The organism is Metabacillus niabensis, from assembly GCF_902829255.1.
Classification (GTDB): domain Bacteria; phylum Bacillota; class Bacilli; order Bacillales; family Bacillaceae; genus Metabacillus; species Metabacillus niabensis.
The window spans coordinates 1-20,601 of the sequence record NZ_CADEPK010000231.1 but is presented as its reverse complement, the minus strand read 5'-3'; the positions used below and the strand labels follow the sequence as shown (position 1 = coordinate 20,601).

The following is a 20,601-nucleotide window of genomic DNA, read 5'->3' as shown; positions in this document are numbered from 1 at the left end:
GTATAAACATACCTAATAATTCTATGTAGATATGTCACTATAATGATTATTGAACTTCTTTATGAATGTTAAGAGGGATATTAGACGATATACTATTAATCATAATTAACCTTCCAAAATAAATATAAATAAAATTTTTGTTCATGAGAGGTGATTTGTGTGGTACTTTGGCTTCTACTACTCTTATTTATTTTTATTCCTATTTATAGCTTTATTCGAATGCTCCAAAGCTTTAAGTCTACAAAACAGGGAAAGGGGAGAATAACGATAATCGATTGCTTTTCGTCTCTCATCATCCTTTGCTTGCTTACGTTTGGGTTTTCTTTCAATGGTCAAGCTGTTGAAGCTGGCGAGCCGTTGCTGATCTTTGAAGTTACTGGTCAAAAGGCTAATGGATATGCATCACTTGCAAATGAATATATTGATTCTGTTATCGCATTATTCATAGTCGGGTTTATTTGCTTTTGCCTAATTGCCTTCTTTCACGTTGCTTTATCACCGATCCTTTATGTGTTATGCAGTACAATCATCATAATAAATATCATGTTTGCCGGAGCTTATCTTACACATACTGGATTTTTACATGATGGTGATTACTTCGTAGTTACACTTTTGCAAATCTGCTTTTTATCATTATGTTTTTTATATATCGCTGCATTAAAAGAGTCGTTAAATCATTTTCTTACTAGTCTAAGTAAAAAGGGAATAAACGAGAGAAATCGATTTTTACTTGCTCTATATAAAGTTTCGGGTCAATATCAACAGATGTCAAAGCTATGGATGATTACCTTTTTTCCCATATTGGTTATTATTCAATTCATTTTAGTGTTGTTTGGGCAACGACCAGATAGCTTGATCCGTGTGTTTCTTGAAACAAGCTCGTTTAACTATTCAATGATTCCGGCTCCAAAGCCAGAAATGGTGTCTGGAGATGGACATTACTTATGTACAGTTTCCGCTAAAGGACATAAGAAATTGGTTAGACCAATTCGCGCGGGAATTCGAAGAGGAGAGCGGATTCCTGTCAACCGTCAATTACTTATAGCGAATGCGTTCGAAAACATTCTTGAGCAGTATGTGCCAACAATCCATAAAATCATCCGCAATTTTTATGACAAATACGGTTATCCTATAAGTAAGCATATTCATTCGAAATGGTCAGCAGATGTCATTTATCTTTTGATGAAGCCTTTAGAATGGTTTTTCCTTATCGTACTGTATACGGTCGATAAAAATCCTGAAAATCGAATACATGTTCAATATAGTGAGCTGCGAAAATAAAGAGTGAAGGAAGGATCCATTCACTCAGGGTATCAATTATTTTGTCGTTTCAGATGTATCGCTAGTATTAGTAGCTGTTGGATATGGTTCACCGTAACCTTCAACATTTCCTGCATGTTGCTTATGATAATTAGAACCTGATTGTTGACTGTTTTTCAGAGCGTTTTTTTGTGTGTCATTTTGATTTGAACGATTGGGCATTTGTTTCACCTCCTACATACATGATTAGAATGCTTAGTAATTGTTAATTTATTCATTTTAGGACAAACTTTAGCTTGCTAAAAAACGATAAAAAATATATGGTAATTTATAGATATTTAGTAGGAGGGCTTTCATTTGGACATCATATTCTCAATTATTGCTTATTTAATAGGACTATTTATTCTATATGTTGTAATTGAAACAGCTGTAAGAAAGGGAATAAATAGCTCAATCATTGGAAAATTTCTCGAAGATAAATATGGGATAAAAGAAGAAAAGAAGTCATTTCTTGATAATGATTTAGATAATTAATAGTTTGCAAATTTAAGAGGACGATTTTTCAATTTCTATTAAAGCGACAATTAAATTGGTAATCTAGTGTATACATCAATAACGTAAATAAACTTAAATTGGAGGAACACATGCCAATTATTGAAACAGAAAATTTATTGTTACATACGTTTACAAAGGAAATGATGAAGGCGATTCTACTTCATCAGCCTGAGAAGCTTCCTTTTAAACAAGCGAAGGACTGGCCGTTGCCAGTATATCTTGAACTATTTCCATACAAAATTGACCGCTTTACGGTAAAGCCTGAAGAGGAAAGCTGGGAATGGATAATTATCCATAAAAAAGACAAAGTGATTATAGGTGATATCGGATTTAAGGGTGGCCCAAATGAAAAGGGAGAAATTGATATCGGCTACAGTATTGTGCCAGAATATCGGGGAAAAGGCTATGCAACCGAAAGTGGAAAAGCCCTTGTTCAATGGGGGCTTTTCCAACAAAATGTAAAAAAGGTAACAGCAACATGTAACCCACATAATCTTGCATCTAAAAGAGTTTTAGAGAAGATTGGGCTTCATATCGTCTTGGAAACTACTGAATTAATTTATTGGTCTAGTTAAAAATGTTCTCGGAGCATAAGCTAGCCATCATGAACTGAGAGGATCAAACTCTACTAAGAAGTATGATCCTTCTCTTTGAATAGATAATAGAGCTTTCTTTAGTATACTCCACTTCGTTTAGCTGTAGCTTTTAACCCATAAGTATCATTTATAATGTAATCTCCCCACCATGTTAAGCTTGTACCGGCCCAATCATTAGACATATCTAAGTAACTTAATTCAGAGCTATTTCCTTTCCAGGACCATGCTAACCAACCAACACCACGTTGCTGTGAATAGCTTAATATTGTTTGTTCATCAACATTTCCATTTGAATGCCAATGGGCGAATTCACCAATAATCAAAGCTAATCCTTGATTGATGACACCATCAATATTTGCTTTAACAGTTGCTGAATCAGCTCCAGCATACTCATACATATGGATGGAGAACATCGTGTTCTTCAAAGGATCAGAATTAAACACATCTTTTCCATAGTTATGAATGGAAGCGGGATATTGTCCCCAGCCTGCAGCATCAACTATTAACGTATGTTTTAATCCCGCATTTCTTAGCTTCGGAATCGCCTGCTTGTAGCCATTTGCCCAATTAGCTCCATCCCACGTACCATACCATTCATTTGCAATATTAATAATAACTTTATCTTCCTTTCCTATAAGTGCATCTTTAATGCTTATCCAATAATCGACTGCGCTGTTTAATGAGGTGAAGTCATCCTTACCAGTTGCATCATGAACCTCTAAAACAGCAATAAGCTTGTTCTGTTCGGCAAGAGTAATAAGATTTTTGACAGTATTCATATCATCTCTTGTATACTGGGTGCCATTTGATAGAACAATTCTTACAGTATTTGCTCCTGAAGAAGCGATAGCACGGATTGCGGTTGCTGAATCATTTTTAAACCAGGAATGTCCATGGTTCACGCCTCTCATAACAAATGGCTTACCAGTTGCATCATATAGGGTATTTCCGCTTACATAAAAACTGGTAGCTGCTTTTGCCTCTGAATGGAAGAAAAATAGGGATGTAGAGAAAACAAAAAAGAGACCTAATATAAATACAAAACTTTTACGAAACATCATTATTATCACCTCTAATTAATTATTTATTTCAACCCTTTCTTTTCGCCGAATCACACTCCTTTCTTAAGAAAGGGTTAAAAACGGAGATAACGCTTTCAAAATAAGGTAATAATATAAAGATATGTGTTAATCGTTAACTTAACTAGTTGCAATTATTATTTTATCAGTGCTATTTATAAAAGAAAATATAATTTTGTGGAAATCAGAAAAATGGATATTTTTTCGTAGGATTATCAATCATTATTGTGACTTTAGTCGTTATAGTTGAACGAAAGGGAAATTGAAAGGAGTTAGCTAATCGAATGCTTAATAAAAGTGGATAGAAGCTTGGAGAAGAAATAATAACAATAGGAGGGGATTGCTATTCCCCTCTATAATCAATCTAATTTTTACGTGCTATTCTAAATCCATTATCAATTTTCTCAAAGCCAATATGTGGATAGTAATCCATTGCAATTGGAGAAGATAATAATATTAGGGCAACCGTTTCTCCTAATTCTTCCTGTAGCAGTTCGACTAAGTGCTTTCCAATCCCTTTATGTTGATAGGCTTTATCGATTGCTAAATCAGATAAGTAACAGCAATAGCAATAATCTGTAATAGCTCTAGCAATCCCAACTAATTTATTTTGATCCCAAGCGCTAAAGGTGAGATCGGCATTGTCAATCATCTGCTTGATTCTTGGTAAATCATCAGCAGGGCGTTTAATCCCAGATTCTTTGAAAACATTTGCAACATCCTTTGGATCAAGTGGTACATTTAATTTGTATGTAAGCTGTACATTGCTTTCCAAGTAAGTCTCCCCCTTATTGCATAGATTGTTATTATTCTATCATTTTTTAGGCATATAAAAAGCTTTTTTATAGGAAAAATGGGGGACTTACTAAAGGGGATTCCTATATAAATAAAAATGCTATTTTCGTAAACTTATTGCTTTTTACTTAATTGTGGTTTTTGCTTGAAGGTCACAATAGTACTCACTTACCGCGAAGTACCTGCTTATGTTCCACCTCTACCATGCATCCCGAAGCAGTGTCGTAAGTAACTCCAATCAACTCTTATGCAAAAATAACAATCTTTTCAGAAAAAGAGCTAAATAAAAAGACATGGATTAAATAGAAATCCATGTCTCGTTTCATTAAAATTGTTTAGCAACAGCAGCAGCTTCGTCAAGACCTTTTGCAATAATGCCTTCTGCTTCATTAGGGAATTGGTTATGACCTTCAATGATGACAGAAGTAATGTCTGTTACTCCCCAGAAGCTTAGCATTGCATTCACATAGTTAACAGCCATTTCGGATGACTTTGCAGGACCCTCTGAATAAATGCCGCCTCTTGCATTTAAAAGAGCAACCTTTTTATCAGGAAGTAAGCCAACTGGACCTTCAGCAGTATAGCGGAATGTTTTTCCGGCTTGTGCTAAATAATCTAAATATGTGTGAAGAACAGCTGGTACTGTAAAGTTCCATAATGGGAATGCAAATACAATTTTATCAGCACTTAAAAATTGATTTAAGTATTTAGTAACTAAATCAGTTGCTTCCTTTTCTGCTGGTGTAAGGTCATACCCATTTGCAAGCTTATACATACCGTTAATTTTGTCATTATCATAGTATGGTAAATTTTCTGCGAATAAATCTAACTCTGTAATAACATCATCTGGATGAGCTTCTTTGTAGCTATCAAGGAAAGTGTGGTATAGCTTTACACTTACTCCCTGTTCAATAGGTCGATTGTTTGCTTTAATAAATAATACGTTTGCCATTAAAAAAAACCTCCAAAAATAATAAGTATTTCAAACTTTATTAGTTGTTACAGCAACAAATGTAAGGGGAAAAGTCCAATCTAACTGAAGGAGCGGACATTTTCGGTGATTTTCGAAAGCAGTCTATCTAATTCTAATAGCTCTTCATTCGTCAGTCCATTTCGTACGATCTCATTGAACTGTTCGGCAATAGGAATCACACTAGTACCAAGCTCCTTGCCACATTCAGTTAGATAAAGCTTTACTGAGCGGCGATCATTCGGACATTCGCTTCGCTTAATAAACCCTTTTTTTTCAAGACTAGATGCCATTCTTGCAATGTTCGTCTTATCTTTATCTAACCTTTTGACAAGCTCGTTCTGTGTTAATCCATCATTTTCCCATAGAAGCATCATAATGAGGTTCTGTTCAGGTGCCAAATTAAACGGTTCTAATTTCGCTTTTATAAAGCTACTAAGAAGCAAATCAGTTTTGTGTATTTTAATACTTATATAATCCTGAAACGAAAATTTCAAGTGAATCCCTCTTTTTAGTTGCTATACATACTAAATATAAGTGTAAGTATAAATAGTACGATGATAGATGTCAATCATAAAGAACTTAGCTGATTTGGCACAATGATAGGATGTGTTTTAATGATGAAAAATAAGGCTGGTAAATTTTAAAAACAATCGTATAGGATAAGTGCTAAGTTTTGTTAAATATGCAACCATACAGTTCAAATGATTCTTCTCTTTATAAAGGATTTTTTCAATTGTAAAAGGATAAAACAATAGTTGACTTTAGCAACTATATTGTTTTATCCTTTTCTTATAGTTGACAAAGTCAATTATTTTAAAGCTAAGGAGTTGATTAGATATGACAAATTTAACTGTTTCAAATGTATCAGAAGTTAGAAAGTTTAATCGTTTTTATACTAACGTTTTAGGGTTTTTAAATGAATATATTTATGACAGCCCATTTTCTTTAACTGAAACTCGTATTTTATTTGAAATTTATAACACTAGTAATTGTACTGCCAAATTTATTCAGGAAAAATTAGAATTGGATGGTGGTTATGTAAGTAGAATTACTAAAAAATTCGAAAAGGAAAAGATAATTTATAAACAAAAGTGTAAAGAGGACGGACGTAATCATTTTTTATATGTGACAGAGCATGGGAAATTAATTTATAAAGAGTTGGAGAAAAAAGCGAACCAACAAGTAGAATATATTCTTGAAAATTTAGATCATGTTCAACAGCAAAAGCTTGTCTCTTCTATGAACACGATACAAGAAATTCTCTCTCATTCATTTAATAAAAAGGAAGATGTTATTTCTATTAGGAGTTATTACACTTCTGAAGATGTAGCAAACATGATTGAAAATCAATGGTCATTTTATAACCAAGTACATAAGTGGGATGAAAGTTTCTTATCCTATCTTCATGAGACATTTGAAGCTGAAATAGAAAAAATTTGGATAGCTGAAATAGGTGGACAATTTGCAGGTTGTATTGGTTTGGTAAATGATGATAAACAAGTAGGGCAGTTAAGGTGGTTCTTGGTAAACCCGGTATTTCAAAAAAGGGGAGTAGGGACTCAACTTATCAAGTCGATTGTTGATTATTGCAAAGAGCATAATTATGAAAGAATTTTTCTTTGGACAGTTAGTGATATGCTGATTGCAAGACCATTATATGAGAAATTTGGTTTTAAAATGACTGAAGTAAAAGAGGAACAATTATTATGGGGGCAAAAGCTTGTTGAGGAACGTTGGGATTTGGAATTAACATGATAGAGTACCTAACAATCAACACAAATTGATAAAAGAAACAGTATAAATGAATATATCCATTTACAGTTGAAGATTTTAAAAAAAAGAATCAAATGTAAAAATATAGCTTTGTGACTTCGACAAAAGAAGTTAGTAACAAATGTGTTAAGCAATTAGCAGACCACCCGTCATTACGACGGGTGGTTGATTTGTTGTTTGCAAGCTAGTATATGAAGGAGTCGTAACTTAAGAACGGACAGCGCGGTTTGCATTCACTCGTCCATAAATCCAATATGTGCCGGTTCCTGGGACTGGGTCAGCTGTATTTTGAATAATTGAGCGTATTTCCGTGTTGCTTCTTCCTTGGCCAGCTAAAAGTGCAGCAAGGCCTGCAACTTGTGGGGAAGCCATTGAAGTGCCATCTAAATAGGCATAATAGCTTCCTGTATAGGTAGATAAAATATTTGACCCTGGTGCTGCAACCTCAACCCATCTGCCGTAGTTAGAAAAAGATGATTTTCGGTCAGCTGAATCTGTGGAAGCGACGGCAATAACATTTGAATAATTCGCGGGGTAGGTCGGAGTTGAGACACCGTTATTTCCTGCAGCAGCAACAATGACAGCACCTCTGCTCCAAGCGTAATCGATCGCATTTTGTAGAGTTGTTGCCCCTTGAGCTCCACCAAGACTTAAATTAATGACTTGTGCCCCTTGGTTCACTGCGTAAATAATCCCGTTTGCAATATCGCTTAACAGTCCACTACCATTATTATCCAAAACTCGAACAGGTAAAATTGATGCTAGTGGGGCAATCCCCGCAATTCCTCGAGCGTTATTAGTCATTGCAGCAGCAATCCCAGCGACATGTGTTCCATGACCATTCCCATCCTCTGGGCTTGCATCACGATTAACAAAATCATAACCAGGTAACAGCTTATTCACTAGATCCGGATGATTGAGTTGAACTCCGGTATCAACAATCGCGATTCTAATCGTACTATTGCTTTGCGTAATATCCCATGCTGAAGGGGCTTCGATTTTATTTGGAGCATATTGGTAGGAGAAATACGTATCATTTGGTTGATAGGAAGCTTTGTAAATATAATTCGGTTCAACGTACTCAATTTCTGCAAATTTATTATATTTTTTGAGCATTCGCTTAACGCTTCTTTTTGATTGGATGACTTGAATACCTAAATCTGTATTTTCGTCTAAAAGCGTACACTTCATTTTTTTGTTGATCTCTTCTATTTTCTCTACCGGTGTATCATCCACAAATTTCACAATTAATTGTTTTTCTGCAAAGGAGTCAGAAGTAGAGTTTTTTGATGTGATCCAAACCGATAAGAGAATGGCGAGGACAGCAAGAATCCCAAAAATACCAATCCAAACCATCATGTTTCATAACCTCCTATTCTTCTAAAGTTAATGGCAATATATGTGGAAGGAATGAATAGGGGGTGTACGATCTAACTAGTTTTGGTTGATTTGGGCAAAAGAATAGGAAGTTTAAATAGAATTGTTAATCAAAGTATAATATGGTAGCTTTTGTAAAATAGAAATGAATAAGTAGCATAGATTTACAATTAGTGCTAAAAATAAATAGAGATTTTGGCTAGAAAAGAGGAAGTCATTCCATAAATGAAAAGGAGGAGAGAACATGAGGATAAATGGAAATACGGTTTTAATTACTGGTGGTGCTTCGGGAATTGGGTTAGCACTTGCTGAGAGATTTATCGAAAAAAATAATGAAGTAATCATCGTTGGGCGCAGAGAAGAGAAGCTAAGAGAAGCAAAGGAGAAAATTCCTTCTATCCATATAAAAACATGTGATGTAGCAGTTGAAGCAGAACGGGAAGCATTGTATCAATGGGTAGTGAATGAATTTCCCGCGATTAATGTTTTAATTAACAATGCTGGAATTCAGCAAAGGATAAACCTTTTGAAGCCTGAAAAGGAATGGAAGGAGTATCAAAAGGAAATTGCAATAAATATAGAGGGACCAATGCATTTATCAATGCTATTTCTACCATATTTCCTTAAACAGGAGACAGCATCGATTATAAATATTTCTTCAGGCTTGGCTCTTAGACCTGGTGTTTGGGTACCGATTTATAGTGCAACAAAAGCAGCGATTCATTCGTTTTCGGTATCATTAAGGCACCAGCTTGCAGAGACAAATGTTTCCGTCATTGAAGTGTTTCCGCCGGCTGTGAATACTGACTTAGGTGGAGCAGGGATTCATACGATGGGGGCACCATTGGATGATTTTGCAGATTCAGTTTTCGATCGATTCGCTACAGGTACAATCGAAATTGGCTATGGTGATTCTGAGAAAAGACTTAATGCCTCAAAGGCAGAAATTGATGTAGGTACTAAGCAAGCATGGGAGAATTTTTTGAAAAATAATCCTGAATTTCTATGAATGAAATAAGAAAGAAGTCAAGCGATTGCTTGACCTCTTTACTGAATACGATATTACCGGTATGGGAAACGGAAGGAAACGCTAATGTAACAATTTATGTCGTAGAATGTTTTGCAAGGGTTTGAATCTCTTTCATCAGAAAAGCAGAATAAGAAAAAATTGAAATTTGTATTAACAATAATAGAAGGACAATCCACCCAAGTGGATAAAGTACTAGCTTTTGAAAAAGTAAAGTATTCTCAGTAGAGTAGTTTTCTAATAAACGCAATGTGAAGAGATAGAACATTCCAAAGGTAAAATTACGGCTCCATTGTGAAACATGATAGGTGAAAATCCCTTTTTTTAATCCATAATCTTTTATTCTCTTAACACCTCGAATAACCTCTATGAATTCAACAAATACAAATAAACTAAAAGCAGCATACCAAATCATCGACAAAGAAAAAGAACTGAAATGCCCAGAAAGCGTCATCGACAAACCTGTTATTGAAACAGCACCATGGATAATGCAATCGGTATTTTTCCATTCATGAATATTACGAAATTTTTTTGAAAATCGCATAATTAGCAGAATGATAGATATGATGTAAAACATAATCCCGATAAGGATAAAGCCATCAATCAATGAAGTATGTGAAAATGGGCTATCTGTATTGATCATAAGAATCGCAATTGATTGCGTACTAACGGTAGAAAGCAATATTGCTCCATGTGTTTCAAAGATGTGACCATTTTTTATAATCGTTTTAAGTTGTTTCATACAAAAAACAATAAAAAAGCTCCAAAGCACAAGGTTTAAAATGAGCAATCCTTTAATAGCTAGCAGGCTTGAAGGAAACCGTAGGACAAATAAATTTCCAATGACAGACGTTGAGGCAATCCAAGTGCCGACGCCAAAAAAGGTAATAGGGTGCTTTGTTAAATATTGCCGATATGCTTCACGCCATACCGAGAGAAAAAAAGTAAGAACTAACATGAACCAAAAGCAAAGTAAGGAAAAGGTTAAAACCGTACTTAAATGTTGGTTTAAAAAGGAAAACTGCTGAATCGCTCCAATTAAAAAAATACCAATTGCCATAACGATTGAACCTGAGGATACATCAATTAATGGTAAAGCACGCTTATTCTTCGTTTCTGCATGTAACTTCATTGAAACTCTACACTCCAATTCATCTATTCCGTGTAGCTGACATTTTGTTCAGCATTTGAATCTACAAACGAAAAACCTAATTTTTTGATTTTAACATATTTTTGAACTTTTTGTGACTATTTCGAGCAAAACTATATTTATATGGAATGTACTTTATAAATTAGCAGTATTACTTGTTTTTTGAGAAGATATGTGAGACTCTCGCAAAGAAACGCATGTAAAAAGGAGCACCAACAGTCACAAAGGCAAAAGGTTGATTCCAAACTACCCGCAGAAAGCGAACACTGCATTAGAAACTAACAATTTTGGTTAATAGCGCCAATTCAAAATGAGATAGAGAATAGTTAGCGGATTTCGTTAATACCTTTATAGTAGATATGTCACTTACTTAGAGGTGTTTACATGTTTTTGGAAAATTTTGAGACGAAGCAAATGCTTGAAGCGATCTTAAGCAGTATTGACGAGGCGATCCATGTGGTGAATGCTGACGGTGTGACGATTTATTATAATCAAGTGGCAGCACATCATGATGGAGTAGAGATTGAGGAAGTGCTTGGGAAATACCTATTGGATGTATTTCCTTCACTAACGAGACATACAAGCACATTGCTAAAAGTAATTGAAACAGGAAAAGCCATTTATCAACAACCACAAACGTATAAAAATATAAAAGGACAGCTCATTGATACGATAAATACGACGTTACCGATTATCGTTGGAAATAAAATTGCCGGTGCGGTTGAAATAGGCAAGGATTTATCAAAGGTGAGACAATTATCACAAAAGCTATTGGAGCTTCAGGAAAAAGTGAATCAAAGTAAAATTAAACCGAAGCTAAACATCGGGGCAAAGTATCAATGGGAAGATATTGTGACAGATAGTCATCATATGAAACAGGTTATTGCCCTTGGAAAAAAAGCTGCAACAAGCTCGTCTCCCATTATCATTTATGGAGAAACCGGTACAGGTAAGGAATTACTCGTTCAATCCATTCACAATTCATCCTCACGTAAGAATGGTCCATTTATCGCACAAAATTGTTCTTCATTACCAGACTCACTTCTTGAAAGCATTCTATTTGGGACAAAAAAAGGAAGCTTTACAGGCTCAGTCGATCGCGCTGGCTTATTTGAACTGGCCCATGGAGGTACATTGTTTCTCGATGAAATCCAAGCGATGCCTATAGATTTCCAAACGAAACTATTACGAGTACTCGAGGATGGTGTTATTCGTCGAGTTGGTGGAACCGAAGCATATGTCGTCAATGTACGAATGGTTGTTGCAATGAATGAAGACCCGTACGCTTGTATGGAAAAACAGCTGCTTCGGTCAGATTTGTTTTATCGATTAAATGTTTTTTATCTTGAAGTTCCTCCTTTACGTTCTAGGGAAAATGATCTTGAGCTATTAATTCATCATTTCGTTAATAAGTACAATGAAAGCCTGCATAAGCAGGTGGTCACGGTTGCTCAACAAGTGCTTGACCAACTTAAGATGCACCATTGGCCCGGGAATGTTCGTGAACTAGAGCATGTGATTGAATATGCGATGAACATGACGGAAGGAAACATGATGACACAGGAACACCTACCTGCTTTTATTAAAAAACGGCCGCTTAACGAAAAGACAACGTTGAAACCATTACGAATCACTGTAGAGAGAACCGAGCAAGCATTAATACGTCAAGCTTTACAGGTTGCAAATGGAAATGTGCAAAAAGCAGCAGCAATTTTAGAGATTCCAAGACAAACATTACAATATAAAATGAAAAAATATCGTATTCAGTTGAAATGATTGGAGGAGAAATGATGAGCTCAACTTATGAAACGAAAAAAGTATTCGCATCTGACTATATCGTAGAGCTTTTTATCGATCATTTTAATGAGCGGATCCGCATAGATTATTACCGGGGAAATATGACAAATATCCTCATCGAGCTAGAAAAGTCTGTCGAATTCTATTCTATAAAAAAAGTAATCTTCTATTCTAGACCAGAACATTGGCAACAATTAATGTCAAATGGCTTTGAATTAGAAGCAATCATAAAGGGATATTTTAATGGAACAGATAATTACATTATGACGTTATACAAAGATAATGACCGAAGAATCAGCAAATTTTGGGTAAAGGAGGATGAGATTTTAAGAGCGATTTATGATAAACAAGATAAGAAACATGTAAGCGAACTCCCAAAGAACTATTACATTAGACGTGCTGAAAAACAAGATGCAAAAGGTTTAGCAGATTTATATAAAACGGTCTTTTCGATCTATCCAACGCCAATGAATGATGCTGCTTATATAGAGAAAGTACTTGAGGCAGGTGTCATTTTTTTTGTTGTTGAATGCGAAGGAAAGCTTGTTAGCGCGGCTTCTGCAGAGAGAAATGAGCTGTTTCATAACGCGGAAATTACCGATTGTGCAACATTACAAGAGCATCGCAAATATGGATTGATGAAAAAGCTCATTTTTCTTATCGAGGAGGAGCTTAAAAACAACGGAATCTATTGTGTTTATTCGATCGCTAGGGCGTTATCATTCGGGATGAATGCTGCTTTTCATCAGTTAGGCTATACCTATCAAGGAAGGCTAACGAATAATTGTTATATTTTCGATAAACTCGAGGATATGAATATTTGGGTTAAGGATTTAGCGAATTTCAAACCTCTATAAATAAACTATTCAATGCTGAATTTTAAGCATGATGCTAAATTTTCAGCAAAAAAACTTGAGATGAGTGTCGAGAGTTTTGCCGGTTTTTTGGCAGCTGCTCCTTTTTCTTTGCTTTTTATCTTACATTATCTTCATTTATTTGTTGGCACGGTTTTTGCAACATATAAAGTGAAAAGCAAATGAAAGGGGAACTGTTGTATGCTCCATGATTTATATAAACCAAGCAGACATTGGAAAGATATTGAGCTTTGGAAGGATGTATCAGATGAAAAATGGAATGATTGGATTTGGCAGCTAACAAATACGATTAGAACATTAGATGATTTAAAAAAAGTTATTGATTTGACACCTGAGGAAGAAGAAGGTGTGAAAATTTCAACAAAAACAATACCTCTAAATATCACTCCCTACTATGCATCATTAATGAACCCATCTGATGTTCGTTGTCCGATTCGAATGCAATCTGTCCCAATTGGTGCCGAGCTGCATAAAACAAAATATGATTTAGAAGATCCGCTTGAAGAGGATGAGGATTCACCTGTTGCAGGGCTCACTCACAGATATCCAGACAGAGTGCTGTTTCTTGTCACAAATCAATGCTCCATGTATTGTCGCTATTGTACGAGAAGACGTTTTTCCGGTCAGATTGGCATGGGTGTTCCAAAGAAACAGTTAGATGCAGCAATAGATTATATTCGCCAAACACCTCAAGTGAGAGATGTCCTTCTTTCTGGCGGTGATGGGCTACTCATTAATGATACGATTCTAGAGTATATATTAAAAAATCTACGAGACATCCCACATGTTGAAATTATCCGTATCGGGACTAGAGCACCTGTCGTCTTTCCACAACGAATCACCGAAAATCTTTGCTCAATCTTGAAAAAGTATCACCCGGTTTGGCTTAATACTCATTTTAATACGTCAATTGAAATTACCGAAGAATCAAAGAGAGCTTGTGAAATGCTTGTCGATGCCGGTGTTCCTGTTGGTAATCAAGCTGTCATATTGGCCGGAATAAACGATAGTGTCCCAATTATGAAAAAATTAATGCACGACTTAGTGAAAATTCGTGTTCGCCCATATTATATTTACCAATGTGATCTTTCCGAAGGTATCGGACATTTCCGCGCTCCAATATCGAAAGGATTGGAAATTATCGAAGGCCTGCGTGGTCATACGAGTGGGTATGCAGTACCAACCTTCGTTGTCGATGCTCCAGGCGGCGGTGGGAAAATCACACTACAACCTAACTACCTCATTTCCCAAAGTCCAACGAAAACAGTTTTACGAAATTTTGAAGGGGTCATTACAACATATCCTGAGCCAGAAAACTACGTATCTGGCAGAGCTGATGACTATTTTCAAAGCATTTATCCATCGGAGAACTTAGACCCTTCAAAAATTGGAATTAGCGGTTTAATGAATGACGAGCAAACAACACTTATTCCTCAATCTCTAGAGCGCTATGACCGTCGGAAAAGCTTTCAGCAAAGTCAAACTTATTCCTCTTTAAAGGAAAAGCGGGAAAAACGTGATGAATTAAAGGAGAAAAAATACCAGGCACAGCTTAAGAAGCTAAAGGATAACAAACCAGAATAGCAAGGAGGAATCGTGATGAAATGTGACTGGTGTGAATCAGAAAATGTATCCCAGGTTTCAAAAACTGTGTATTGGGAGCTCCCTGACGGAACAAGGGCAATTGAAATAGGAGAAACACCTGGCATAAAATGCTCCTCCTGTGGGATGGAATATCAGACAGAAGGAGTGATAGAGGAGATAGAAGAACAGCTTTTACTCATTGATACAACAAAGCTTCATAAACAGATAACCTACAAAGACTTAATGGCACAGCCAAGATTATTAAAGAGAAATTATTTTAAATTCGACTAAACGATTTACCGGGAGAGGAGGTACCCTTTTGCAGCGTTCATTATTAATCAAACCAATGCTGAATGAAGATTATCCGACGATTTCCTATGGGAAAGGGATTTATTTATATGATGATACAGGGAAGAAGTATTTGGACGGTTCAAGTGGAGCTGTTACGGCAAGCATTGGCCATCAAGTACCAGAAATCATTGAGGCAATGGTAAATCAAGCTAGCAAGGTGTCCTTTGCTTATCGTTCACAATTTACGTCAAAGCCAGCGGAACAGCTTGCCGAAAAGCTAAATGAATTAGTGAATGGTGAAGAGGATTACTTTTCCTTTTTTGTAAACAGTGGATCGGAAGCTACTGAGACAGCGATGAAAATAGCGATTCAATACTGGCAGGAAAAAGGGGATTATCGAAAACAAAAAATTCTCTCTCGATGGATGAGCTATCATGGTATTACAATTGGCGCGTTATCAATGTCAGGTCATGTAAAACGAAGGGAAAGATTTGTTCCATTATTGGCGGAATATCCTTCCATTTCAGCTCCATACTGTTATCGCTGTCCACTTTCGCAAACAACTCCATCGTGTCAATTAGCATGTGCTTTTGAATTGGAAACAGCAATTAATCGAATTGGAGCTGAGCATATAGCAGCGTTTATTGCCGAACCAATTGTTGGAGCCTCAGGTGCTGCACTTGTACCACCAGAAGGGTACTACGAGAAAATCGCTGACATTTGTGAGCGATATAACATTTTATTTATTGCAGATGAAGTGATGACAGGGCTAGGACGGACAGGGAAACGATTTGGGCTTGACCATTGGAACGTAAAGCCGGATATTATTGCACTTGGGAAAGGAATGAGTGCCGGATATACGCCAATTGCCGCAACACTTGTAAGTGAAAAGGTAATGGAACCAATTATCAATGGATCAGCTTCGATTATGAGCGGCCATACGTATAGTGCAAATCCGCAATCTGCCGCGATTTCGTTAGCAGTTCTTGAATATATCGAAAAACAACGCTTAACGGAAAAAGCAGAGGAAATTGGAAGCTATTTATTTCATAAATTACAGGAGGTTGCAAAGGACGTAGCAATCATTGGAGACATTCGTGGGAAAGGGCTTTTGCTAGGCCTGGAATTTGTTCAAGATCGAAAAACAAAGCAGCCCTTTGAAGCAAAGCTAGCTCTAACTGATTTAATAGTTAAAAAGGCACGAGAAAACGGACTATTACTCTATCCGGCAGCAGCTGGAAAAGATGGTGTTCAAGGTGACGCAGTAATCATTGCTCCACCATTTATTATTACGAAGGAAGAAACCGATCAGTTGATTCGCATTTTAAAAGAAACATTGATAGAGATAGAACAAGATCTTCGATAAGGAGGCAAGGAGGATGTCTGAACACTCGGGAAAAAAGTCGTTAAACAAAGTAGGGAATTTGGATTCTGCCCTTGCACATATCCACGATGGGAGTACGATTTTATTTGGTGGGTTCGGTGGAATTGGAAATCCACCAACCCTTATAAACGGCATGATTCATAAAGGGGTAAAGGAGCTAACGCTTATTGGCAATGATGCTGGATTTCCTACGATTGGGATTGGGAAATTGGTTAGTTTAGCACGAGCAAAAAAGCTAATCGTTTCCCATATCGGTTCAAATCCGATTGCTGGAAAGCTAATGATAGATGGGAAAATGGAGGTGGAATTCTCACCACAGGGAACATTAGTAGAACGAATTCGTGCTGGTGGTGTTGGTCTTGGCGGGATATTAACAGATGTTGGAATTAACAGCATGATCGAAGGTGGAAAACAGAGGGTCACAATTGGTGATAAGGAATATTTGCTTGAAACTGCGTTAACAGCTGATATTGCGATCGTCTACGCAAAGAAGGCAGATACCTTTGGAAATCTTATCTATGAAACTAGTGCTAGAAATACCAATCCATTAGTAGCGATGGCAGGGGCGTATACGATTGCAGAGGTTGAAGAGATTGTCGAAATCGGTCAATTGGATCCTGAACAAATTGTGACGCCAGGTATTTTTGTTGATATGGTTATCCAAAGCAAAGGAGTAGATTGGAAATGGGTATGGGAGTAGATAATAGGAATCGGATTGCAAAACGAGCTGCTGAAGAAATAAAAAACGGCATGATCGTCAATTTAGGAATCGGGATCCCATCATTAGTGCCGAATCATCTCCCGAAGGATATCGAAGTTATGTTTCAAGCAGAAAACGGCATTCTCGGTTTAGGGAAGTCTCCGAAAAAAGGGGAGGAAAATCCGACCTTATGTAATGCAGGCGGTTTTCCAGTCACAATTGTCCCAGGTGCCTCCTATTTTGAGAGTACAATTGCGTTTGGGATGATCCGTTCCGGTTATTTAGATATGACGATATTAGGCGGATTAGAGGTTAGTAAAAAAGGAGATTTGGCCAATTGGATCGTTCCAGGAAAACGAGTCCCTGGAATTGGTGGGGCAATGGAGCTTGCGAAGAAGGCGAAAAAAGTAATTGTTCTAATGAGTCATTGTACGAAAACAGGTGAAGCAAAAATTTTAAATACATGTCATTTACCTTTAACTGCAAAAGAATGTGTCCATCTCATCATTACAGACATGGCAGTTATCGAAGTAACAAAAGAAGGATTAGTGCTAAAGGAAATTATATCACCATATACAGCTGAAGATGTTATTGGATCAACTGAAGCCCCGCTAAAGGTAAGCAGCAATCTTAAAATCATTTAGTGGTAAGGGGGAGAGAAATTGGTGATAAGCAAGTTGTTTTCAGCGCAAATTCATCAATGGCTACAAGCGAACCGTGCCCAAGGTGAAACATTGTTAAAAAGCTTAGTTCAGGCAAATAGCATTCAAGGAAATGAAAAGCAGGCACAAGCGATTATTATTGAGACGTTAACAAAAATCGGATTGAAGATTGATGTGTGGGAGCCGGGAGGAAGCGAGTTAACAGAGCATCCTTATTTTTCTTCGCCGAGAACTGATTTTTCAGGCAGTCCTAACGTAATTGGGATTTTAAAGGGAACTGGGGGAGGACGTTCTATCATTTTAAATGGCCATATTGATGTTGTACCAATTGGAGACAAACAGCAATGGAAGCACGACCCATTCAGCGGGGAAATAATTGATGGGCGTCTTTATGGCAGAGGTGCAACAGACATGAAGGGAGGTAATGTATCGTTACTTCTTGCCATTTCAGCAATACGTGCATTAGGAATCCCTTTAAAAGGTGATGTCATTTTTCAAAGTGTGATCGAGGAAGAAAGCGGTGGAGCAGGGACGCTTGCCGCAATTCTTCGTGGCTATCGTGCAGATGCTGCGATTATTCCTGAACCAACGAATCTAAAAATATTTCCGAAGCAGCAAGGCTCATTATGGTTCAGGCTATTAGTAAAGGGGCGAGCTGCACATGGGGGAACAAGATATGAAGGTGTCAGTGCAATTGAAAAAGCGCTTGTTGTTATAAATCAAATAAAGGAGCTAGAAAGAAAGAGAAACAGCCTTATTACTGATCCTCTATTTAATGACATACCAATCCCGATTCCGATAAATCTTGGTCGGATACAAGGTGGTGATTGGCCATCGTCTGTTCCAGATCTCGTCAAGCTAGAAGGAAGACTAGGTGTATCACCTGAGGAGGAAATAGCCGAAGCGAAAAACGAGCTAGAAAGTTGGCTACAACGTTTACAGGAAATAGACAGTTGGTTTGCGGAAAATCCAGTTGAGGTTGAATGGTTTGGAGCAAGATGGGTTCCCGGTTCAATTGATGTAAATCATGAGCTTGTTCATGTCATTTCGTCTACGTATGAGAAGATTATCGGTAAAAATCCGATTATTGAAGCCTCTCCTTGGGGAACAGATGGAGGATTGCTAACAAAGGTCGGGGGAATTCCGACGATCGTATTTGGACCAGGAACAACAGAGGAAGCCCATTTTCCGAATGAATCTATTGAAATCGAAAAGGTGTTTGATGCTGCGGAAATTATTGCTTTAACAATGATCGAATGGTGTGAGACATAAGAAAATCATAAAAAGGGTGATAAGCATGCTAAATAAAATGGATGATATTCACCAGCTAGAGCAGTTAGATAAACAGCATTTTTTACATCCTACTTCATCGATCGAACAGCAGCAGACGTTAGGACCGGCATTTATTTTTAGAGAAGGTAAAGGAATTTACTTAAGTGATGTAAAAGGAAATGTTGTTATTGATGGGATGTCATCACTTTGGAATGTCAATATTGGCCACGGTCGTCTTGAAATAGGGGAGGCTGCTAGAGAACAAATGGCAAAGCTTGCATATAGCTCCTGCTTTGCTACCTTTAGCAACGAACCAGCGATCCGCCTTGCAGCAAAGCTTGCAAAAATAGCACCTGGTCAATTATCAGCTGTATTTTATACATCTGGTGGTTCAGAAGCAAATGATACTGCATACAAATTAGCACGTCATTACTGGAGTATTAAAGGTATGCCAGAAAAGAAAAAAATCATTTCACGAACAAAGTCGTATCATGGTGTCTCGGTGGGGGCAACAAGTGCAACAGGATTACAGCCATTCCGTGAATTTTCTGGATCTCTCGCACCGGATTTTTTACATGTTGACCAGTTTGATACAGATGAGTTAAGACAATTGATTATTCGGGAAGGAGCTGAATCGATCGCAGCATTTTTGGCTGAGCCAGTCCAAGGTGCAGGCGGTGTTCATATACCACCTGAAAATTATTTTGCAGAGGTCAGGAAGATTTGTGATGAATTTAATCTATTGTTAATAACTGATGAAGTCATTACAGGCTTCGGTCGTACGGGAAAATGGTTCGGTATTGAGCATTATGGAGTTACACCAGATATGATGTGTATCGCAAAGGGAATCACAAGTGGATATGCACAATTAGGTGGTGTGATGATAAGTAAGGAGATTAACGAGACATTTAAACAACGATCTGGCGGAACCTTTCTTCACGGTTTTACGTACAGTGGTCATGCGACAGCATGTGCAATCGCATTAAAAAATCTCGAAATAATTGAACGAGAACAGCTTGTCTCAAATGCAAAAGTGCGGGGTGATGAGCTTTTAGCTGGTTTAAAGCAGCTTAAAAATGAAAGTGAAATCATTGAAAATGTTCGAGCACTTGGGTTGATGGCAGCAATTGAATTTAAAGAGAATAAGACAACTACACCTTTTTCACCACAGGTTGTTGCTGAAGCAGCTAAACGTGGCCTCATTTGCCGCGCTGTTACGTTTAATGGGCAGGATACGGTTGTTATTGCGCCACCGCTCATCATTAAAAAGGCTGAAGTGGAAAAAGTGATTCAAATTTTACGTGAAACTATCAATGCATAATTCTCCTAAAATAAAGATTAAAACCTTGATTGAAAGTAGAATCAAGGTTTTAAATATGAGAAAAATAGTTACACCATCATGAATGTTGATTTGATATCTCAAATAAACATGAGATTCGCAGTTTTAAAGA

General features: G+C 37.0%; 21 protein-coding genes. 14 read left to right on the top strand and 7 right to left on the bottom strand.

All coding sequences use genetic code 11. The features are described from left to right. The first annotated feature begins 159 nt into the window (after positions 1-159). Positions 160-1,281 (top strand): DUF6688 domain-containing protein, encoded by a 1,122-nt coding sequence (locus tag HU235_RS14980; RefSeq protein ID WP_233452236.1) that lies wholly within the window; start codon positions 160-162, stop codon positions 1,279-1,281. 36 nt (positions 1,282-1,317) lie between these two features. On the opposite strand, the gene HU235_RS14975 is transcribed toward HU235_RS14980, so the two are convergent. Next, a complete protein-coding gene (locus tag HU235_RS14975) occupies positions 1,318-1,482 on the bottom strand; it encodes a hypothetical protein (RefSeq protein WP_170944323.1) in 165 nt (54 codons plus the stop codon). Positions 1,483-1,617: 135 nt separating this feature from the next. Here HU235_RS14975 and HU235_RS14970 point away from each other — a divergent pair, with 135 nt between their 5' ends. Together HU235_RS14970 and HU235_RS14965 are read left to right on the top strand one after the other, a co-directional pair. After that, entirely contained in the window at positions 1,618-1,794 is a 177-nt protein-coding gene (locus tag HU235_RS14970) for a hypothetical protein (protein WP_170944324.1), read from the top strand. Positions 1,795-1,904: 110 nt separating this feature from the next. Beyond that, entirely contained in the window at positions 1,905-2,390 is a 486-nt protein-coding gene (locus tag HU235_RS14965) for a GNAT family N-acetyltransferase (RefSeq protein ID WP_174880708.1), read from the top strand. Positions 2,391-2,488: 98 nt separating this feature from the next. Here HU235_RS14965 and HU235_RS14960 read toward each other — a convergent pair whose 3' ends face one another. The 4 genes from HU235_RS14960 to HU235_RS14945 all read right to left on the bottom strand — a co-directional run bounded on the left by HU235_RS14960 (position 2,489) and on the right by HU235_RS14945 (position 5,752). Continuing rightward, positions 2,489-3,469, bottom strand: coding sequence for a glycoside hydrolase family 5 protein (locus HU235_RS14960; protein WP_233452235.1), 981 nt, complete (start codon positions 3,467-3,469; stop codon positions 2,489-2,491). Between the two features lie 385 nt (positions 3,470-3,854). Then, positions 3,855-4,265: a GNAT family N-acetyltransferase gene (locus HU235_RS14955; RefSeq protein ID WP_174880706.1), complete on the bottom strand. Its 411-nt coding sequence runs from the start codon at positions 4,263-4,265 to the stop codon at positions 3,855-3,857. Between the two features lie 345 nt (positions 4,266-4,610). Continuing rightward, positions 4,611-5,237, bottom strand: a complete 627-nt coding sequence (locus HU235_RS14950; RefSeq protein WP_174880705.1) for an FMN-dependent NADH-azoreductase — start codon at positions 5,235-5,237, stop codon at positions 4,611-4,613. An 80-nt stretch (positions 5,238-5,317) separates the two neighbouring features. After that, positions 5,318-5,752 (bottom strand): MarR family winged helix-turn-helix transcriptional regulator, encoded by a 435-nt coding sequence (locus tag HU235_RS14945; RefSeq protein WP_095299982.1) that lies wholly within the window; start codon positions 5,750-5,752, stop codon positions 5,318-5,320. A 343-nt stretch (positions 5,753-6,095) separates the two neighbouring features. Here HU235_RS14945 and HU235_RS14940 point away from each other — a divergent pair, with 343 nt between their 5' ends. Beyond that, positions 6,096-7,013 carry a bifunctional helix-turn-helix transcriptional regulator/GNAT family N-acetyltransferase gene (locus tag HU235_RS14940; RefSeq protein ID WP_174880704.1) on the top strand — a complete coding sequence of 306 codons (918 nt, stop codon included), beginning with the start codon at positions 6,096-6,098 and terminating at the stop codon, positions 7,011-7,013. 225 nt (positions 7,014-7,238) lie between these two features. Here the strand turns inward: HU235_RS14940 and HU235_RS14935 are convergent, their stop codons facing one another. Continuing rightward, entirely contained in the window at positions 7,239-8,390 is a 1,152-nt protein-coding gene (locus tag HU235_RS14935) for a S8 family peptidase (RefSeq protein WP_174880703.1), read from the bottom strand. Positions 8,391-8,652: 262 nt separating this feature from the next. Between HU235_RS14935 and HU235_RS14930 the strand changes: the two genes are divergently transcribed. After that, positions 8,653-9,417 carry an SDR family oxidoreductase gene (locus HU235_RS14930; protein ID WP_174880702.1) on the top strand — a complete coding sequence of 255 codons (765 nt, stop codon included), beginning with the start codon at positions 8,653-8,655 and terminating at the stop codon, positions 9,415-9,417. A 94-nt stretch (positions 9,418-9,511) separates the two neighbouring features. Here the strand turns inward: HU235_RS14930 and HU235_RS14925 are convergent, their stop codons facing one another. Beyond that, complete coding sequence (locus HU235_RS14925; RefSeq protein ID WP_174880701.1) at positions 9,512-10,567, bottom strand: TDT family transporter; 1,056 nt, start codon at positions 10,565-10,567, stop codon at positions 9,512-9,514. Between the two features lie 402 nt (positions 10,568-10,969). On the opposite strand from HU235_RS14925, the gene HU235_RS14920 reads away from it, so the two are divergent. From HU235_RS14920 to HU235_RS14880, 9 genes are all read left to right on the top strand, one after another. Beyond that, positions 10,970-12,361: a sigma-54 interaction domain-containing protein gene (locus tag HU235_RS14920; protein ID WP_174880700.1), complete on the top strand. Its 1,392-nt coding sequence runs from the start codon at positions 10,970-10,972 to the stop codon at positions 12,359-12,361. A gap of 14 nt (positions 12,362-12,375) precedes the next feature. Further along, positions 12,376-13,239, top strand: a complete 864-nt coding sequence (ablB, locus tag HU235_RS14915; RefSeq protein ID WP_095299988.1) for a putative beta-lysine N-acetyltransferase — start codon at positions 12,376-12,378, stop codon at positions 13,237-13,239. Between the two features lie 198 nt (positions 13,240-13,437). Then, positions 13,438-14,841: a lysine 2,3-aminomutase gene (gene kamA, locus HU235_RS14910; RefSeq protein ID WP_174880699.1), complete on the top strand. Its 1,404-nt coding sequence runs from the start codon at positions 13,438-13,440 to the stop codon at positions 14,839-14,841. Positions 14,842-14,856: 15 nt separating this feature from the next. Next, positions 14,857-15,132: a YokU family protein gene (locus tag HU235_RS14905; RefSeq protein ID WP_174880698.1), complete on the top strand. Its 276-nt coding sequence runs from the start codon at positions 14,857-14,859 to the stop codon at positions 15,130-15,132. A gap of 28 nt (positions 15,133-15,160) precedes the next feature. Continuing rightward, positions 15,161-16,498 (top strand): aspartate aminotransferase family protein, encoded by a 1,338-nt coding sequence (locus HU235_RS14900; protein ID WP_174880697.1) that lies wholly within the window; start codon positions 15,161-15,163, stop codon positions 16,496-16,498. A 13-nt stretch (positions 16,499-16,511) separates the two neighbouring features. After that, positions 16,512-17,216, top strand: coding sequence for a CoA transferase subunit A (locus tag HU235_RS14895; protein ID WP_174880696.1), 705 nt, complete (start codon positions 16,512-16,514; stop codon positions 17,214-17,216). Further along, a complete protein-coding gene (locus tag HU235_RS14890) occupies positions 17,201-17,860 on the top strand; it encodes a 3-oxoacid CoA-transferase subunit B (protein ID WP_174880695.1) in 660 nt (219 codons plus the stop codon). Before HU235_RS14895 ends, HU235_RS14890 begins: the two co-directional genes overlap by 16 nt. Before the next feature lie 24 nt (positions 17,861-17,884). After that, entirely contained in the window at positions 17,885-19,150 is a 1,266-nt protein-coding gene (locus HU235_RS14885; protein ID WP_174880710.1) for a peptidase, read from the top strand. Between the two features lie 25 nt (positions 19,151-19,175). Beyond that, the gene (locus HU235_RS14880) at positions 19,176-20,471 is read left to right on the top strand and encodes an aminotransferase family protein (RefSeq protein WP_174880694.1); all 1,296 of its coding nucleotides are present in this window, start codon (positions 19,176-19,178) and stop codon (positions 20,469-20,471) included. Positions 20,472-20,601 lie beyond the last annotated feature (130 nt).

What these genes read in the sequence shown, in the direction of transcription:
- HU235_RS14965 (WP_174880708.1), top strand. Translation starts at nt 1,905, where the DNA reads ATGCCAATTATTGAAACAGAAAATTTATTGTTACATACGTTTACAAAG.
- HU235_RS14935 (WP_174880703.1), bottom strand. Translation starts at nt 8,390, where the DNA reads ATGATGGTTTGGATTGGTATTTTTGGGATTCTTGCTGTCCTCGCCATT.
- HU235_RS14960 (WP_233452235.1), bottom strand. Translation starts at nt 3,469, where the DNA reads ATGTTTCGTAAAAGTTTTGTATTTATATTAGGTCTCTTTTTTGTTTTC.
- HU235_RS14925 (WP_174880701.1), bottom strand. Translation starts at nt 10,567, where the DNA reads ATGAAGTTACATGCAGAAACGAAGAATAAGCGTGCTTTACCATTAATT.
- ablB (WP_095299988.1), top strand. Translation starts at nt 12,376, where the DNA reads ATGAGCTCAACTTATGAAACGAAAAAAGTATTCGCATCTGACTATATC.
- HU235_RS14930 (WP_174880702.1), top strand. Translation starts at nt 8,653, where the DNA reads ATGAGGATAAATGGAAATACGGTTTTAATTACTGGTGGTGCTTCGGGA.
- HU235_RS14940 (WP_174880704.1), top strand. Translation starts at nt 6,096, where the DNA reads ATGACAAATTTAACTGTTTCAAATGTATCAGAAGTTAGAAAGTTTAAT.
- HU235_RS14895 (WP_174880696.1), top strand. Translation starts at nt 16,512, where the DNA reads ATGTCTGAACACTCGGGAAAAAAGTCGTTAAACAAAGTAGGGAATTTG.
- HU235_RS14890 (WP_174880695.1), top strand. Translation starts at nt 17,201, where the DNA reads ATGGGTATGGGAGTAGATAATAGGAATCGGATTGCAAAACGAGCTGCT.
- kamA (WP_174880699.1), top strand. Translation starts at nt 13,438, where the DNA reads ATGCTCCATGATTTATATAAACCAAGCAGACATTGGAAAGATATTGAG.
- HU235_RS14950 (WP_174880705.1), bottom strand. Translation starts at nt 5,237, where the DNA reads ATGGCAAACGTATTATTTATTAAAGCAAACAATCGACCTATTGAACAG.
- HU235_RS14975 (WP_170944323.1), bottom strand. Translation starts at nt 1,482, where the DNA reads ATGCCCAATCGTTCAAATCAAAATGACACACAAAAAAACGCTCTGAAA.
- HU235_RS14905 (WP_174880698.1), top strand. Translation starts at nt 14,857, where the DNA reads ATGAAATGTGACTGGTGTGAATCAGAAAATGTATCCCAGGTTTCAAAA.
- HU235_RS14880 (WP_174880694.1), top strand. Translation starts at nt 19,176, where the DNA reads ATGCTAAATAAAATGGATGATATTCACCAGCTAGAGCAGTTAGATAAA.
- HU235_RS14920 (WP_174880700.1), top strand. Translation starts at nt 10,970, where the DNA reads ATGTTTTTGGAAAATTTTGAGACGAAGCAAATGCTTGAAGCGATCTTA.